The 16,553-nt window shown below is 61.8% G+C and carries 12 protein-coding genes; 6 read left to right on the top strand and 6 right to left on the bottom strand.

Annotation, left to right across the window (positions count from 1 at the left end; translation table 11 throughout):
- Positions 1-48: 48 nt before the first annotated feature.
- The 3 genes from V3B46_RS13020 to V3B46_RS13030 all read left to right on the top strand — a co-directional run bounded on the left by V3B46_RS13020 (position 49) and on the right by V3B46_RS13030 (position 4,443).
- The gene (locus V3B46_RS13020) at positions 49-1,311 is read left to right on the top strand and encodes a hypothetical protein (protein ID WP_329892088.1); all 1,263 of its coding nucleotides are present in this window, start codon (positions 49-51) and stop codon (positions 1,309-1,311) included.
- The gene (locus V3B46_RS13025) at positions 1,298-2,473 is read left to right on the top strand and encodes a hypothetical protein (protein WP_329892089.1); all 1,176 of its coding nucleotides are present in this window, start codon (positions 1,298-1,300) and stop codon (positions 2,471-2,473) included. Before V3B46_RS13020 ends, V3B46_RS13025 begins: the two co-directional genes overlap by 14 nt.
- 377 nt (positions 2,474-2,850) lie before the next feature.
- Positions 2,851-4,443: an AAA family ATPase gene (locus V3B46_RS13030; protein ID WP_329892090.1), complete on the top strand. Its 1,593-nt coding sequence runs from the start codon at positions 2,851-2,853 to the stop codon at positions 4,441-4,443.
- A 1,124-nt stretch (positions 4,444-5,567) separates the two neighbouring features.
- On the opposite strand, the gene guaA is transcribed toward V3B46_RS13030, so the two are convergent.
- The 6 genes from guaA to moeB all read right to left on the bottom strand — a co-directional run bounded on the left by guaA (position 5,568) and on the right by moeB (position 13,968).
- Positions 5,568-7,133 (bottom strand): glutamine-hydrolyzing GMP synthase, encoded by a 1,566-nt coding sequence (gene guaA, locus V3B46_RS13035; RefSeq protein ID WP_099474709.1) that lies wholly within the window; start codon positions 7,131-7,133, stop codon positions 5,568-5,570.
- Positions 7,130-7,606: a hypothetical protein gene (locus V3B46_RS13040; RefSeq protein WP_329892091.1), complete on the bottom strand. Its 477-nt coding sequence runs from the start codon at positions 7,604-7,606 to the stop codon at positions 7,130-7,132. Before V3B46_RS13040 ends, guaA begins: the two co-directional genes overlap by 4 nt.
- Positions 7,607-7,713: 107 nt before the next feature.
- Complete coding sequence (gene guaB, locus V3B46_RS13045) at positions 7,714-9,171, bottom strand: IMP dehydrogenase (RefSeq protein ID WP_005409308.1); 1,458 nt, start codon at positions 9,169-9,171, stop codon at positions 7,714-7,716.
- Positions 9,172-9,657: 486 nt separating this feature from the next.
- Positions 9,658-10,536: a bifunctional methylenetetrahydrofolate dehydrogenase/methenyltetrahydrofolate cyclohydrolase FolD gene (gene folD, locus V3B46_RS13050; RefSeq protein WP_014036908.1), complete on the bottom strand. Its 879-nt coding sequence runs from the start codon at positions 10,534-10,536 to the stop codon at positions 9,658-9,660.
- Positions 10,537-10,749: 213 nt separating this feature from the next.
- The gene (locus V3B46_RS13055; protein ID WP_329892092.1) at positions 10,750-12,582 is read right to left on the bottom strand and encodes a monovalent cation:proton antiporter-2 (CPA2) family protein; all 1,833 of its coding nucleotides are present in this window, start codon (positions 12,580-12,582) and stop codon (positions 10,750-10,752) included.
- A 249-nt stretch (positions 12,583-12,831) separates the two neighbouring features.
- Positions 12,832-13,968 (bottom strand): molybdopterin-synthase adenylyltransferase MoeB, encoded by a 1,137-nt coding sequence (moeB, locus tag V3B46_RS13060; protein WP_329892093.1) that lies wholly within the window; start codon positions 13,966-13,968, stop codon positions 12,832-12,834.
- 89 nt (positions 13,969-14,057) lie between these two features.
- Between moeB and V3B46_RS13065 the strand changes: the two genes are divergently transcribed.
- The 3 genes from V3B46_RS13065 to V3B46_RS13075 all read left to right on the top strand — a co-directional run bounded on the left by V3B46_RS13065 (position 14,058) and on the right by V3B46_RS13075 (position 16,454).
- The gene (locus V3B46_RS13065; RefSeq protein WP_329892094.1) at positions 14,058-14,873 is read left to right on the top strand and encodes an AraC family transcriptional regulator; all 816 of its coding nucleotides are present in this window, start codon (positions 14,058-14,060) and stop codon (positions 14,871-14,873) included.
- A gap of 74 nt (positions 14,874-14,947) precedes the next feature.
- A complete protein-coding gene (locus V3B46_RS13070) occupies positions 14,948-15,577 on the top strand; it encodes a LysE family translocator (protein WP_329892095.1) in 630 nt (209 codons plus the stop codon).
- 94 nt (positions 15,578-15,671) lie between these two features.
- Entirely contained in the window at positions 15,672-16,454 is a 783-nt protein-coding gene (locus V3B46_RS13075; protein WP_329892096.1) for a lysine transporter LysE, read from the top strand.
- Positions 16,455-16,553: the final 99 nt, after the last annotated feature.

Below are 16,553 nucleotides of genomic sequence, written 5' to 3' on the forward strand. Positions count from 1 at the left end.
GAGGGCGTTGTTATGGATCGTGAAGCTATAGGAAGGCGAGCCCAGGACGTGCAGTCCGGTCTGCGTGACGTTTCGGATTTCCGCGTATCCGCGACGATACCGATCACGCGCCAGATCGGCATGGCAGCACAACTGGCTGTCCATATTCGGGGACTTGAAACTATTGAGAATATCGTAGGATTCCACGGATTTTGTAGAAACTTGGGTATCTCCTCAGATTCGCTGCCCACGGTGCTGGGTACACTCGAGCAAATTGGTTGGATCCGCGTAGTGCCTAATGCTTACGCCCCCAAGCGTATTGAAGAGACCATCCCCTACTTCCAAGAAGTCTACGGAGCGCTTGGCGAGCAATGGTCCGCGCGCAGGCCAGGCGAACTTGAGCAGGCGACCATGGCCATCATCGACCGGCTTACTGTGGCCCCCGTGCCGCTTGAAACGCTAGTCTCCGAACTCGGATTGAAGACTGCAGACATTCAAACGGTGGTGGACATCGGTGATCTGGGGGGCTACCTGCGTCAGTACGACTCGCCAAAGGACCGCGTCCCGATTCTCTACGCGCCGTTGTTCTCTGACGAGAATCCCGAGACTCTGCTGAACTTCATTGCCAGCAACCCCGGCACCCATACAGAGATCGAAGCAGTGTTTCGCGCGGCCAAGTCACATCCTGGCGCCCCGATCAGTATGCTGGAGCAGAGCACGCCACTGGTCGTCGAGTTGGTCAATGAAAACATACTGCGTGCGCCCGCCATCATCTCTTCCGGCGGGACTCAGTCATTTGCATTTGCTCCCTTTAAGACAACCCAGCCCCGTGCCATCGTCGAGAAGGCTCGCATAATTTTGGCATGTGTACGTTATGGCGAGGGCTACTCTTCGATTACCAAAATTGCCGATCCCAGTGCCATTCTGAAAGGGCTCAGGGACCGCAAGATGATTGGGCGCACACCGCATTCCAATATCCATTCCCAATATGCGGCTGCGGCGAACATGGGCGTGGGCTGGATCGAACCGGACGGCGGGCGTTTCCGCTTCCGCCTTTACGACACCGAGGACAACCTCGCGGCGGTGGATCTGGCGATTGCCATGTGCTCCGGACAAAGCGAAGACGCTGCTTCGTCCCTGCTATTGCCCGAAGAGGTCAAAGGCTATTTCACTAGAAGCGAGCCTGGCGGTTTGCTCCTGCCAGAAGCAAACCGCAAGCACGCACGCGACCTCATCGCCGCGCGCACGCTGGACCCGAACACGCGCACCGCCGCCCGTTTGGGCCGTGCCTTACTGGACGACCTGCGAGGGATTCACCGTGTCATCAAATGATCAAGACCATTCGTACAAGTTGCTGGGCAAGCGGATGGCGTGGGCTCTTGGATATGTGCCACTGCTCAACGTCCCCGTCTCCCTGCCAGCCAACACCCGATGGCGCGCAGCTACAGATCTGACGGACGCGGACGTGTATGGCTTTCGCTTCAGCCCCAGTGGCGGTGTCTCGCGGCTGCTGATTGATTGCAAAACCACCTCAGGCAGGGCTGTTGATCGGGTGTTGTGGGTCAGAGGCCTGCAAGACGTCCTACATCTCGACGAACTCTATCTGTTCAAGAAGAAGCTCCCAGAGAATGCGCGCTGGCTGGCTCACGAACTCAAGGTCAACTGTCTTGATGAGAGCCAACTGCACGAGCTTGACAGTCGTCTTGGACTAAACCGTCTCAAAGGTCCTTATTTTGATGGCTGCGGGTACGAAGGGATCGAAGCATTGCTGACCTTCCCAAAGGGAAGCGAATATCGCACCCTTCTGCAGTTCCTGCGCACGACACTGTGGACACTTCAACCGGCGCATCGGGTGCTGACCTTGCTCAATCTTGGAAGACAGAATGGCTTGCATAGAAAGCTGCGCGCGGACAATAGGGCGCACGTGTGTCTCGTCCTGTTCGCAACGCGCGCCTTGGCTATCAGCCTAGGCCTGCTGATCAGCGAGTTGAATGTTGTGGATGTGCTGAACGTCGAAGCGCGTCTACGCGAGGAGCTCCATGGAGGTCCCGAGTCTCTGGCGCAGAAGGTCAGATTTGCCGATGCCATCCGTCGCTTGACGGGGGAAGCCGATTCGCAGCTAGCCATCGATCATGAGGATTTTCCGCTATTGCTTGAAGAAGTGAATCGCTTATTGATCAGGCGCTATGCTCTGAATGATGCGGTGCGCATCACAGATCTGGCATTGCACTACTTTGCGGCAGGTGCAGGCGCTCTGCCACGCCACCTGGGCGGTAATGATTCAAACCTCTCGGCGAAGATGGCCTCTGACATTCTTGCACTCTTTGTAAAGAGTAACTCCCTTGATCCTAGCTTTTCGCTTGCGATCATCGGCCTGTTCGCCGGCGCTACCGAGACCAGCTCCGATGAGAGCGGACACCGCCGCCAAGATGAACAAGGCAACATCGAGCAATTTTCGCTGCTTTCCCCGCTGCCGCCACTGGAGGAACCCTAGCCGTAGACCTGTTGTTGACCCAATCGCCCCTGCACCGCCGAAACAAGGCGAGGGTGGGACGAAAGCGGCAAGGAATTCACAGTCGGGCCGAATGCCGATGGTTGCGATGATTGAGACGTTAGTGCTGGCAAGAACAATGTCACTTTGCTCACCCTTAGGACATCTTGGCAGAAGAGCTAAAACCAATTGCGCGAGAATTACATCGATTTCCACCTGCGAGCGGCCCTCCATTGACAGCACGCTTTCTAAGTGGAGAGAAATTCACCATATATAGCAATGACGTATACCCACCCATCGCACCCGCCGATCAACCAGAGCACATTTTATTACGCTGAACACAGCGCAGACCAAACAAACTTATGGCTCCTCCTATAATCTTGGCACTGGCTTTCAAACGAAGGCAAGGAAAGGCACCAGCAGTCCTTTCACTTACAGACGACTATGAATTCACTGTAGATGGCAGCAACCATAAATCCAGTTCAACAACGGCAATTAAAGTTCGCAAAATCCCTCACATACATAGCCGCACATCCGATTTACCAGTAGATTCGATCACTGTAGTTTATGGAGAGAACGGAGAAGGCAAGACTGCACTCCTTCTGGATGCGTGCCAATCAGTAGTTAAGAAATTTTACGACCAAAGACAGCTTTCAATAATCTGGAGAGATGAATCCGGAATAATCCACCTTGATGACGAGGGCGTGCGAAAAGCCTTTCGACTTGAAGGTCCGGAAACTTCACAGAAGAAGAAGCAATTTAGCCATAAATTTGGGGCAATTTTTTATACAACATCTCCATTTGAATCGAACCGGCGCCTACGCCTTCAGTCGAGCGGAACCATAGACTCAACCCCAAAATCTGGCACGGCATCTTACAGTGGTGCAGCCTTGTGCCTAGCGGCTGGGTCGTTGCCAAAAAACATTCCTTTCATTCGTCGCGCGAAAATTGGTATTGACATTGAAACCTCAGTTGATATACAGACTGAAATAGAAAGTGTCAGTACATTCTTGTCGTCCAACCACCCGAAAGGAAGAAGGTCAAGTAAAGTCTCAAGTCTGGGAATGGCGCTGGATAGACTTAGAAAAGATGCCTTCGAATTGAGTCCTCGATCCAGGACATTACTAGCAATTGAACTCCGACGCGCCAGGCTGGATGGCGCAAAGGCCTTGGATATGCTCCTTTACGAGCTTTCTGATCGAAAAGAAAAGCCCATGGCCGACAATCGCTCGATCAGCCGCTTCCTTCGCTACCATGCAAGCGCCTACGAGAAACGCCCAACGGCAAATCAAATCCTCAGCATACTAATCAAGCTTAGGCGATCAATTTCCGCCACTGCGCCAAAGGGATTGTCGGAGTACGCACGCACGCTTCGTTCTGTATCACCCAACATTTCTCCAATACTTCAGGAAGCAGAGCGACTGGGGCTGATCAACTGGAAATTCATTGAGCTTAGCAGCGGCCAAGTTGCGCTTCTACTCTTATTTGCCTCATTGAGCAGCGCACTTAACAATTTTGCAGATAGGAATATCCGCTCAGCTCTGATAGCCATTGATGAGGGGGAGATGTTTATGCACCCTAGTTGGCAGCGCCAGTATCTCCGTGACATTCTTAACTTCATTTCAAGATATCGTAGAGACTTCGATCATATTCATCTTATTCTGGCAACGCATTCCTTGATCGTTGCGGGCGACACGCCTCCAAATAGATTATTTGATGTCAAATCCGGAAGTATGCAGAACGGGTTTGCCCTTGGCCCCAAGGAGCTTCTCGACAGGGTCTATGGAGTAAAAGACTTTTCAGGTAGCATGGCTGAAAATCTATACAAGATAATAACCAATTTCCTCAGCCAACCTCGATCCAACGACTCCGCAGAAGCCGAGATAGAAATAAGAAGCTTGATCGACCAGATCGCCTCACGGGAGCTAAGGGAATACCTTCTCACAGAACTACATATGAGGACTGCAAGATAGTGATTAAGATACCACCGCTAAAATCCACAGAGAAGGAGCGGCACTACAAGGCTCTCAAATCTAGATTCGACGAGAAAATTCTCAAATCTACCAAAGGGCTAAAGGAAAAAGATTATGAATCTAAGCTAATTGAAAAAATCAAAGAATCAATTCAGACAATTCTTATCGGAGATTATATAGAAATAGCAAACTTTGCAAGGAATACAGTAACTAATTTCCCCGAGTTCTCAGCATACGCCGCACTCAAAAGAAAGCCCAATGACAAAAACCATATCAAGCATAAGAACACGCTGAATATAATTAACGAGTGTTTCGACTACGAATGGTTTTCGACCCAGGTCGATTGGGGAGCGTACGCACTGGTTCAGGCGTACAACCTAAGAACGTGCCCATACTGTCAGGCGAATCATGTAAATCTGCATATTGAGAAGAATCGTCCTCGCAAAGGCTCACCCAGTTTTAAGTTACGACCACCACTGGATCACTATCTACCAAGGTCGTTGTATCCATATCTTTCAGTATCCGTCAGCAACCTAATACCTTGCTGTACTCAATGCAATTCCGGAGTAAAGACAGCGGATGACCCCCTCGACAAAGGGATTCCGCATCCACTAGATTCGACGAAATTACTAGTGAAATTCTCCATTCAGGGAACAATTCGAAAAAGCATTAACGGACCAATTGAATCCAGCGACATCGTGCTCTCCTTAACTGGCTTGGATCAACCCTCGTCCAATCACCTAAACGCATTCCGATTGCAAGATCGATACAAATGGTATCGCCACGAAATCAAGGACTTAATTGATAGAAACGATAGCCACAAGGAGCTTGATAGAAACATTCGCTCCATCGTTTGCCGAGAGAGATTTGTGCTCGGATTTCTGGAAAGAAGCGCGGAAGAGCGCTCCTTAGGATTGTGCCTTCGCGACATATTTAGAGAGCTCGACTCTTAACTTCCTGTGATAGCGGACAACGGATGCCCCTCCACGGGACTCCGAATTGCGAAGAGCCGATCGCGATAAGTCCTATTTGAATCGTTTGCCAAGCTCGCCAAGACTTGCGGGTACTAAAAGAATTACCGTGGTCAAAGAAAGGGCGCCTCTCGGCGCCCTAGTTCTCTCAACTCACTCCCACTCAATAGTAGCCGGCGGCTTCCCTGAGATGTCATAGACCACCCTCGACACCCCCCGCAACTCATTGATGATCCGGTTGCTCACCGTACCGAGGAACTCATACGGCAGATGCGCCCAATGCGCCGTCATGAAGTCAATCGTCTCGACAGCCCGCAGCGCAATCACCCACTCATAAGCGCGCGCATCGCCCACCACGCCCACCGACTTCACCGGCAGGAACACGGCAAACGCCTGGCTGGTCTTGTCGTACAGGTCGGCCTTGCGCAGCTCATCAATGAAGATGGCATCGGCCTTGGCCAGCAGCTCGGCGTACTCCGGCTTCACTTCGCCCAGGATACGCACGCCCAGGCCCGGGCCCGGGAACGGGTGGCGGTAGACCATGGTGCGCGGCAGGCCCAGCTCAACGCCGAGGCGGCGCACTTCGTCCTTGAACAGCTCGCGCAGCGGCTCCACCAGGCCCAGTTTCATGTGCTCCGGCAGGCCGCCCACGTTGTGGTGGCTCTTGATCACGTGCGCCTTGCCGGTCTTGCTGCCGGCCGACTCGATCACGTCCGGGTAGATGGTGCCCTGCGCCAGCCACTTGGCGTTCTTCAGCTTGTTCGACTCTTCGTCGAAGATCTCAACGAACAGGTTGCCGATGATTTTGCGCTTGGCTTCCGGGTCGCTCACGCCTTCCAGCGCGGCGAAGTAACGGTCGGCGGCGTTGACGCGTACGACCTTTACGCCCATGTGCTCGGCGAACATCGCCATCACCTGGTCGCCTTCCTGCCAGCGCAGCAGGCCGGTATCCACGAACACGCAGGTCAGCTTTTCGCCGATGGCCTTGTGCAGCAGCGCAGCCACCACGGACGAATCGACGCCGCCGGACAGGCCCAGGATCACCTCGTCATCGCCCACCTGTTCGCGCACGCGGGCGATCTGGTCGTCAATGATGTTGGCGGCGGTCCACAGGGTCTGGCAACCGCACACATCCACCACGAAGCGGCGCAGCAGCGCCTGGCCCTGCAGGGTGTGCGTCACTTCCGGGTGGAACTGCACGCCGTACCAGCGCTTTTCTTCGTTGGCCATGGCGGCCACCGGAATGCGGTCGGTGGTGGCGGTGATGGTGAAGCCCGGCGGCGCAACGGAGACGTGGTCGCCGTGGCTCATCCAGACATTCAGCTTCGGCTCGCCGCCGTGGTCGCTCAGGCCCTTGAACAGTGCATCCGGGTTGATCACGTTCACTTCGGCGTGGCCGAACTCGCGCTGGTCAGCGGCTTCGGTAGCACCGCCCAGCTGCGCGGCCAGGGTCTGCATGCCGTAGCAGATACCGAAGATCGGCAGGCCGCTGTCGAACACTTCCTGCGGCGCGGCCGGCGCACCCGGCAGCGTGGTCGATTCCGGGCCACCGGACAGGATGATGCCCTTGGCGCCAAACGCCGCGATCTCGGCCGGGTTGTGGTCCCACGCCCAGATTTCGCAGTAGACGCCCAGCTCGCGGATGCGGCGGGCGATCAGCTGCGTGTACTGCGCGCCGAAATCGAGGATGAGGATCTTGTCGTTATGGATGTTGGTCATGGTGCCGTTCCAGTGGTGTTTTTCGCAGCGCCCGGCGCTTCAAGGCTCTGCGTCAGCGTGGCGATGAACGCCTCGCGTTGTTGAATATGTGAGGTGTCTTCCTCGTCCCAGCGCAGCATCAGCAGGCCGTGTGGTGCATTGGGGTTGGCGCGGTCGGCGCGCGGCAGCTCGGCGATTTCCTGCACTTCGGTGCCGGGCACGATGCGCCGTTGCAGCGCCGCCATCGAGACGCCCGAATCCGCAGCACCCCAGGATGCCCAGCGCACACTCATCCGTGCGGGCTCCAGCGCGCCCAACACCGGCGTCAGCACCGGATCATCCGGCCCGTGCAGCAGCTCGGAAATGCATTGCAGGGTGACCTGCAGCGGGCGCTCGCCAGTACCTTTCAGCAGCCAGCGCTGCTCGCCGGCGGCTTGCACCTGCCAGCCCTTCGGCAGCGAGAATGCGTTCTGGCACGCCGGCACGTCCTGCAATTGCGAAACCGCCGCGCCCGGAGACCCGGAGCGCGGCGGCGGTTCGGACAACGAACAGCCTGCCATCAGCAGGCTGCCCGTAATCGCAAGAGCAGTTCGCAAGCGCATCAGGCGCGGTAGTTCGGCGGCTCTTTGGTGATCGTCACGTCGTGGACGTGGCTCTCACGCTGGCCGGCGCCGCTGATCTTCACGAACTTGGGCTTGCTGCGCATGTCTTCGATGGTGGCGCAGCCCACGTAGCCCATGGTGGCGCGCAGGCCGCCCATCAGCTGGTGGATGATGCCGCCCACCGGGCCGCGGTACGGCACGCGGCCTTCGATGCCTTCCGGCACCAGCTTGTCGGCGGTAGCGGCGTCCTGGAAGTAGCGGTCCTTCGACCCCTTCTCCATGGCGGCCAGCGAACCCATGCCGCGGTAGCTCTTGTACGAACGGCCCTGGTACAGCTCGGTCTCGCCCGGTGATTCCTCGGTACCGGCCAGCAGGCCGCCGACCATGATGGTCGAGGCACCGGCGGCCAGCGCCTTGCCGATGTCGCCCGAGTAGCGGATGCCACCGTCGGCGATCAGCGGGATGCGGTCCTGCAGCGCTTCGGCCACCAGGTCAATGGCGGTGACCTGCGGCACGCCGACGCCGGCGACGACGCGGGTGGTGCAGATCGAGCCCGGGCCGATGCCGACCTTCACGGCGTCCGCGCCGCTGTCCAGCAGCGCCAGTGCGGCTTCGCCGGTGCAGATGTTGCCACCGATGACCTGCACGTTCGGGAAGTTCTTCTTGACCCAGCTGACGCGGTCCAGCACGCCCTGCGAGTGGCCGTGCGCGGTATCGACCACGATCACGTCCACGCCGGCGGCGACCAGCGCTTCCACGCGGCGATCGGTATCGCCACCCACGCCGACGGCAGCGCCGACCAGCAGGCGGGTCGACAGATCCTTGGCAGCGTTCGGGAAGTCGGTGTTCTTCTGGATGTCCTTGACGGTGATCAGGCCACGCAGTTCGAACGAATCATTGACCACCAGCACCTTTTCGATGCGGTTGCGGTGCAGCAGCTGCAGCACTTCGTCAGACGCGGCGCCTTCCTTGACCGTGATCAGGCGATCCTTCTTGGTCATGATGTGGCGGACCGGATCGTCCAGCTCGGTCTCGAAGCGCATGTCGCGATGGGTCACGATGCCGGCCAGCAGGCCGTCGCTGCCCACCACCGGCACGCCGGAGATGTTGTGCGCCTGGGTCAGGGCCAGTACGTCGCGGATGGTGGTTTCCGGGCCGACGGTGATCGGGTCGCGGATGACACCGGCCTCGAACTTCTTGACCTTGGCCACTTCCGCGGCCTGCTGTTCCAGGCTGAGATTCTTGTGGATGATGCCCATGCCGCCGAGCTGGGCCATGGCGATGGCCAGGCGGGCTTCGGTGACGGTATCCATGGCTGCGGACAGGATCGGAAGCTTGAGCTTCAGGTCGCGAGTCAACCGCGTTTCGAGGTTGACGTCCTTGGGCAGGATGGTCGAATGGGCGGGGACGAGCGAGACGTCGTCGTAAGTGAGTGCTTCAGCCTGGATGCGCAGCATCGGCATACCCGAGATGTGGGGAAGCGCGACATTTTACCCTGTTTTCGCGCCGTGTGGCAGGGGGTAGATGCGACGCAGTGTCGCGCGGGCGGTGATTGGTTCAGGGGGCCTGGGTGGGTGCCAACCTTGGTTGGTACCCACGGAACCGCCATGGACATGGAACCGCCTCGGAACCGCCTTTGGTAGGTGCCAACCTTGGTTGGCACAAACAGGAAGAGGCCGTCATCCCATCTGGGGTCCAGATGCCGGACGGATCGTGCCAACCAAGGTTGGCACCCACGGAACCGCCACGGACATGGAACCGCCTCGGAACCGCCTTTGGTAGGTGCCAACCTTGGTTGGCACAAACAGGGAGCGGCCTTCACCCCATCTGGGGCACAGGCGCCGGACGGATCGTGCCAACCAAGGTTGGCACCTACCAGAAGCGGGTCATCGGCCTGCCGGCATTGTGCCGACCAACGGTCGGCACCCACCAGGAGCCGGTCGTCAGCTCAGCGCTTCCGCCGCTTCCAGGGTGTTCTGCATCAACGTGGCCACGGTCATCGGGCCGACGCCCCCCGGCACCGGGGTGATCCAGCTCGCCCGCTGGGCGGCGGCCTCAAAGCCCACATCGCCCACCAGCCGGCCGTCATCCAGGCGGTTGATGCCGACGTCAATCACCACCGCGCCCGGCTTCACCCACTCGCCCGGCACGATGCCCGGGCGGCCCACCGCCACCACCAGGATGTCGGCGTTGCGCACGGCCTGTTCCAGCACGTCCTTGGGGGTGAACTTGTGGCAGCTGGTCACGGTGCAGCCGGCAATCAGCAGCTCCAGGCCCATCGGGCGGCCGACGTGGTTGCTGACGCCCACGATGGTGGCGTTGCGGCCGCGCACCGGCTGGTCGGTGTGGCCCAGCAGCGTGGTGATGCCGCGCGGGGTGCACGGACGCAGGCCGAACTCGCGCAGGGCCAGGTGGCCGACGTTTTCCGGGTGGAACCCGTCCACGTCCTTGCGCGGGTCGATGCGCTGGATCAGCCGGCGCGCGTCGGGGATGCCCGGCAGCGGCAGCTGGATCAGGATGCCGTTGATCTTCGGGTCGGCGTTGAGCTGGTCGATCAGGTCGAGCAGCTCGGCTTCGGTGGTACCGGCCGGCAGGTCGTAGTCATGTGCCTCGATGCCGACCTTCTCGGCGGCGCGGCGCTTGTTGCGCACGTACACGGTCGAGGCCGGGTCGCCACCCACCAGCACCACGGCCAGGCCCGGACGGCTGCCACCGGCGGCCACGCGGGCGTCGACGCGCACCTTCAGGCTGTCGAGCAGGTCCTCGGCGATACGGCGGCCATCAAGGATGCGGGCAGGAAGCTGGGGGGCGGAATCGGTCATCGGGAGCGGGCGTGGGGCGGCGGGGACGCTATTGTCCCCGATTCAGGCCCCCTCGCCCACCGCTACGGTTTGGGTAATTCCCCACCTGGTAATGCCGGCCGCTGGCCGGCAACCTCATGACGTCGGGACGTTTCCGTATTTGCCGGCCAGCGGCCGGCACTACCGACGGATGGTGCGCTGAGGTTGCCGGCCAGCGGCCGGCACTACCGGGCTTTATTCTTCCTCTTCCGGCACATCCTGCGGGTTCAGCGTCTTGCTCTCCCGCTTGGGCGCGGTGAACGGCGTCGGCGTCGGCACGCCCTGCGGGCTGTTGCCATAGATCATCCGCGCACCGGCATTCAAGCCACCACCGGCAATTTCCAGCTCGAAGCGCTCGGCATCGCGACGGCGGATCTGCTCGGCAATCTCCACCGCATCGTCTTCGTCCGCACCCAGTTCCACCAGCGCGGCCTGGCCGAACAAAACCGCCGATTCGAAGGTCTCGCGAATCTGGAAATCGACACCGGCATGGATCAGCCGCAGCGAATGCTCGCGGTCGAACGAACGCACCATCAGCTTGGCCTGCGGGAACTCATGCGCCACCAGTTCAACGATGCGGTCGGCGGCCTCGGCCTTGTCCACGCACACCGCAATCGCACGTGCGGTGGCAGCGCCGGAGGCATGCAGCACATCCAGTCGCGTGCCGTCCCCGTAATAGATCTTGAAGCCGAACCGCGCAGCGCTCTGGATCATCTCCACATCGTTGTCGATGATGGTCACGTCCACGTCGCGCGCCAGCAGCGACTGGCTGGCGACCTGGCCGAAGCGGCCGAAGCCGATCAGCAGCACGCTGCCGGACAGGCCATCGGCCTCGTCCACGCCGTCCATGTTCACCGTCGGCTTCGGCGCGATGCGCTTGTAGACCAGCACCACCAGCGGGGTCAGCGCCATCGACAGCACCACCACGGCGGTGAAGTTGGCATTGATCTCCAGGTTGATCACGCCGGCCGATGCCGCGGCCGAGAACAGCACGAAGGCGAACTCGCCACCCTGCGCCATCAGCACGCCGCGATCCAGCGCCTGCGCGTGGTCGCTACCCATGATGCGTGCGACCACGTAGATGCACAGCGCCTTGGCCGCCATCAACGCCAGCACCAGGCCAAGGATCAGCTGCCAGTTCGCGGCCACCACGCTCAGGTCCAGCGCCATGCCCACGCTGAGGAAGAACAGGCCGAGCAGGATGCCGCGGAACGGCTCGATGTCCGCTTCAATCTGGTGGCGGAAAGTCGACTCGCTCAGCAGCACGCCGGCCAGGAACGCGCCCATCGCCATCGACAGGCCGGACAGCTGCATCAGCAGCGCCGCTCCCAGCACCACCAGCAACGCGGCGGCGGTCATCACTTCGCGCGCCTTCGATTCGGCCAGCACGCGGAACAGCGGGTTGAGCAGGAAGCGGCCGACCAGCACCAGGCCGACGATGGCACCGACACCGATCGCCACCGACAGCCAGCGAGAACCCTCGCCGTCGGCACTGCCCGCGCTCGGGCCCATCCACGCCACCAGCGCCAGCAACGGTACGATCAGCAGGTCTTCAAACAGCAGAATGGAGACGATCTTCTGCCCCGACGGCAGCGCGATGTCGCCGCGTTCGGCCAGCAGCTGCATCACCACCGCGGTGGAGGTCAGCACGAAACCGGTAGCGCCGATGAAGGCCACCTGCCACGGCAGGCCGAACAGCTTGGCGATGCTGGTCAGCACCACCGCGCAGGTGACGATCTGCAGCGTGCCCAGCCCGAAGATTTCCTTGCGCAGGCTCCACAGGTGCGACGGCCGCATTTCCAGGCCGATCACGAACAGGAACATCACCACGCCGAGCTCGGCGGTATGCAGGATCGCCTGCGGGTCGGAGAACCAGCCCAGACCGAACGGTCCGATCGCCAGGCCGGCAGCGAAGTAGCCCAGTACCGAGCCCAGGCCGGCCCGGCGGAACAGGGGCACCATCACCACCGCCGCGCCCAACAGGGCCACGACCTTGACCAGCTCGCTGGTCGCTGCTTCTACCGCCATGCGGTGTTTTCCCCAAGATCCAGAATCGGGCTCAACAATAGAGCAATGCCGATGACGGCAATAGCACGCATGTTGCGCCGGATTGTCTTGAAGGTGGAACGACGTGGGGAGCGACCCCCAGCATCATCCCGAAACCATGCACATGCTTCGGTGGGTGTCAACCATGCCCCTCTTCGGTAGGTGCCAACCTTGGTTGGCACGAAAGCGCCGACCAAGGTCGGCATCTACCAATGCATTCCCCGGCCGATCTCACCCACCCCGGCAAAACGCGGCGTAATCGATATACCCGGGGAACGGCACGCCCGGCGCGCACACGGGGCAATGCGGGTCCGGCCGGATGCCGGTCTCGCGGAAGCGCATGCCCAGCGCATCGAAGCGCAGCAGGCGCCCCACCAGCGGCTCGCCGATGCCCAGCAGCAGCTTCAGCACCTCGGTGGCCTGCAGCACGCCGGCCAGGCCGGGCAGCACGCCCAACACGCCAGCCTCGGAACAGTTCGGCGCGAACTCCGGCGGCGGTGGCTCGGGGAACAGGCAGCGGTAGCACGGCGCCACGCCGCGCTGGCGGCCGGCATCAAACACGCTTACCTGGCCGTCAAAGCGCTCGATGGCGGCATACACCAGCGGCTTGGCGTGCTTGATGCAGGCGTCGTTGAGCAGGTAGCGCAGCGGGAAGTTGTCCGAGCCATCCAGCACCACGTCCACGCCCTCCAGCAGCGCATCCACGTTCTCGGAGGTGACCCGCTCCGGCACCGCCTCGACCTCGATCGACGGGTTCAGCGCCAGCAGCCGCGCGCGCGCGGAATCGACCTTGAGCTGGCCGACGCTGGCCTCGGTATGCACGATCTGCCGGTGCAGGTTGCTGCGCTCCACGCGGTCGTGGTCGGCAAAGCGCAGGTGCCCTACCCCGGCCGCAGCCAGGTAGAACCCGGCCGGGGCGCCCAGGCCGCCGGCACCCAGCACCAGCACACGCGACTGCTGCAACCGGCGTTGGCCGGCCTCGCCCACCTGCGGCAGCAGCAGGTGGCGTGAGTAGCGGTCGTAGAAGTCGCGGTCGGCGGCGCTGGCCAGGGGCTGCACCAGCGGCAGCGATTGCTCGCGCCAGGCCACGGTACCGCCGGTCACGGACGCGACGTGGATGTAGCCGGCCTCCAGCAGGAACTGCGCGGCATCTGCCGAGCGCTTGCCGCTCTGGCAGATCAGCAGGATCTCCTGGTCGCGCTTTGGCAGATGCGCCGCCGGGTCGGCCTGCAGCTCGCCCTTGGCCACGCCACGCGCGCCTTCTGCCATGCCACCGGCCCGCTCGTGCGCCTCGCGCACATCGATCAGCACCGCGCCATGGGCCAGGCGTTCACGCGCCTGCGCGGGGGAAAGCTCTTGGATGCTCATGGCCGCATTATCGCGCAGACACCCTCGACGCGCCTTGCCCCGAACATGGCACCATGCGGGCGTTGCTCCCTGCATCCCGGAACCGCTGCATGCGCTCTGCCACCGAATTCTGGCGTGACCCGCGCACGCCCTTCGTCGAAAGCCGACGGGCGTGCGACAGCCGCGCCTGCCATCGCCCGCACAGCCACGACACCTTCTCGATCGGCGCCGTGGACGCTGGCAACAGCGTGTTCACCGGCGCGGCAGAAGGACCGCGCCTGCTGCAACCCGGCAATCTGGTCGGCGTACCCGCAGGCCGCGTGCATGCCTGCAACCCCCTGCCCGGCCAGGTCTGGAGCTACCAGATGCTGCACCTGGATGCGCGCTGGATGGCCGAGGTCCGCGCCGAGCATGACGGCCTGCCCGGACCCGACTGGCTGCAGGAACCCATCCGGATTTCCCACCATCGCCCGCGCTACCAGCAGTACTGCCAGCTCAACGAGACGCTGTTCTCCGACGATCCGGTCAGCGTCAAGGAAGCGGCCCTGATCGCGTTCGTCGGCGATCTGGATGAACACGATGGGGTAGCCGTCGCCGGCCCGCCTGAAGATGCCGCATTGCAGCAGCGAGTGCAGCCGGTGATGGACGTTCTGCGCCAGCGGCTCGAACACACCCCGGCCCTGCAGGAGCTCGCATCGCTGGCAGGCATGAGCCGCTACCAGCTGATCCGCGCCTTCCGACGTGCCACGGGCCTGACCCCACACGCCTGGCAGATCGACCAGCGCATTCAGGAGGCCCGCCGACGGTTGTGCGAAGGCCAGTCACTGGCCGTGGTCGCGCATGCACTGGGCTTTGCCGACCAGAGTCATTTCCAGCGGGTCTTCAAGGCCCACGCCGGTGCGACCCCAGGCCAGTACCGGCGCTGAGCCTGCAATAACGTTCAATACCACCGCGCGGCACATCCCCAGACTGGCGCCCCAGCCAGCCGCCGCCGGACCCGATGGAACAGTTCCTGATCATCGCCACCGTACATTTTCTCGCCCTGCTCTCACCCGGTCCCGATTTCTTCCTCGTTGCACGCACCGCGATCACCTCTGGCTGGCGCACCGCCAGCGGCGCCTGCGCAGGCATCGCCGTTGGCAACGGCGTCTTCATCGTGGCGGCTTTCACTGGAATGGCCATGCTGCGCGCGGGCAGCGCAGGGTTCATTGCGGTGCAGTTGGCGGGCTGCGGATTCCTGCTGTACCTCGGCACGCTGTTCCTGCGCCATGCGGGCTCGACGACGCTGCAGGCACCTGCCGCGGAATCGCGCGCAGGCGATACGCACGGGTGGTGGAAGGCGGCAGGGCTGGGCGCCCTGTCTGCGCTGCTGAACCCAAAGAATGCGCTGTTCTATGCAACGTTGGCGGCAATGCTCAACGGCCCGCAGGCCAACGCCGCAACGAAATTCTTCTATGGCGCGTGGATGTTCGGCATCGTCCTGCTTTGGGATCTGCTGGTCGCCGCGCTGGTCGGCCACCCGTGGGTGCTGCGTCGGTTCGCACGCGCCCTGCCCTGGCTGGAGCGGGCCGCAGGGCTTCTGATGATCGCACTGGCGCTATGGATCGTCGTGTCGCTGTGGGCCGGCTGATGCCGGCGATTCGCGCCTGTCGCAATGGCGTTCAATACCGCGCGTTCACACCCGCCCACACTCTGCACTTTCTGTAGGTCAGTGGCAGGTTTACGTGCAGCAGTTCTTCATCGTCGCGGTGCTGTACGGCTTCGCCATGCTCCTGCCTGCTTCGCATCACGCGAAGATCCTGCGCACCGCGATGGGCGCGGGCGGGCACGCCGCCATGGCCGCGTCGTTCGGTATCGCCATCGGTACGGGCGTCATCTGTGCGACGGCTTTCGTTGCAGCGGGCATGCTGGGAAACCGCGGCCTGTGGACGCTGGCGATGCAGTGCGCGGGCTGCCTCCTGCTGCTGCGCCTGGCGGGCATGTGCCTGCGCGACGCCGGCTTGACCCCGTTCTCTCCGCTTTCCCTGCAGATGCCCTTGGGCCTGCGCGCCCGCTCCCGTTGGCCGCACGCCGAAGCAGGATGCCTGCTGGCGCTCGCCAGCAGCAGCAACTGGATGCTGCAGTTCGCGATTGCAGCCCTGGTTACCGGCCTCGTTGCCGACACGGGCACCCAGGCCGCTTACGTGGCCTGCCTGAGTGGCGTCGCGCTGTCGCTCGGCCTGCTGATGGCGTGGCTCGGCAGCCATCCGCGCTGGGCGCAGGGGTGTTGCCGATTGCTTCCATGGCTGGAGCATGCCGCGGGCCTGCTGATCGGGGCGGTGTCGGTGGCGTACCTGGCAGGTGCACTGGGTACGACCCTGGTATGGGCAAGCATCACGGGGCAGGTGCAGCTGCCGGAATCGATCCCCGCCACAAGCCAGGTGCAACCGGCTTCAACATCGCGGCGCGGCCGAGGCATCCCATGCGCGTTGCCGCATTGCCGCGCACGTCGCAGCAGTCCGCCCTGATCGGGATCTGTAGATACACGGTAGTGGGGGGGGGGGGGGGGGGGGGCGCGGGGGCCCCCAGCCCCGCACGGGCGGGGGGCGGGGCGCGGGGGCGCGCGC

Origin of the sequence: Stenotrophomonas sp. SMYL11, from assembly GCF_036320005.1 — a bacterium.
Taxonomy (GTDB): domain Bacteria; phylum Pseudomonadota; class Gammaproteobacteria; order Xanthomonadales; family Xanthomonadaceae; genus Stenotrophomonas; species Stenotrophomonas maltophilia_A.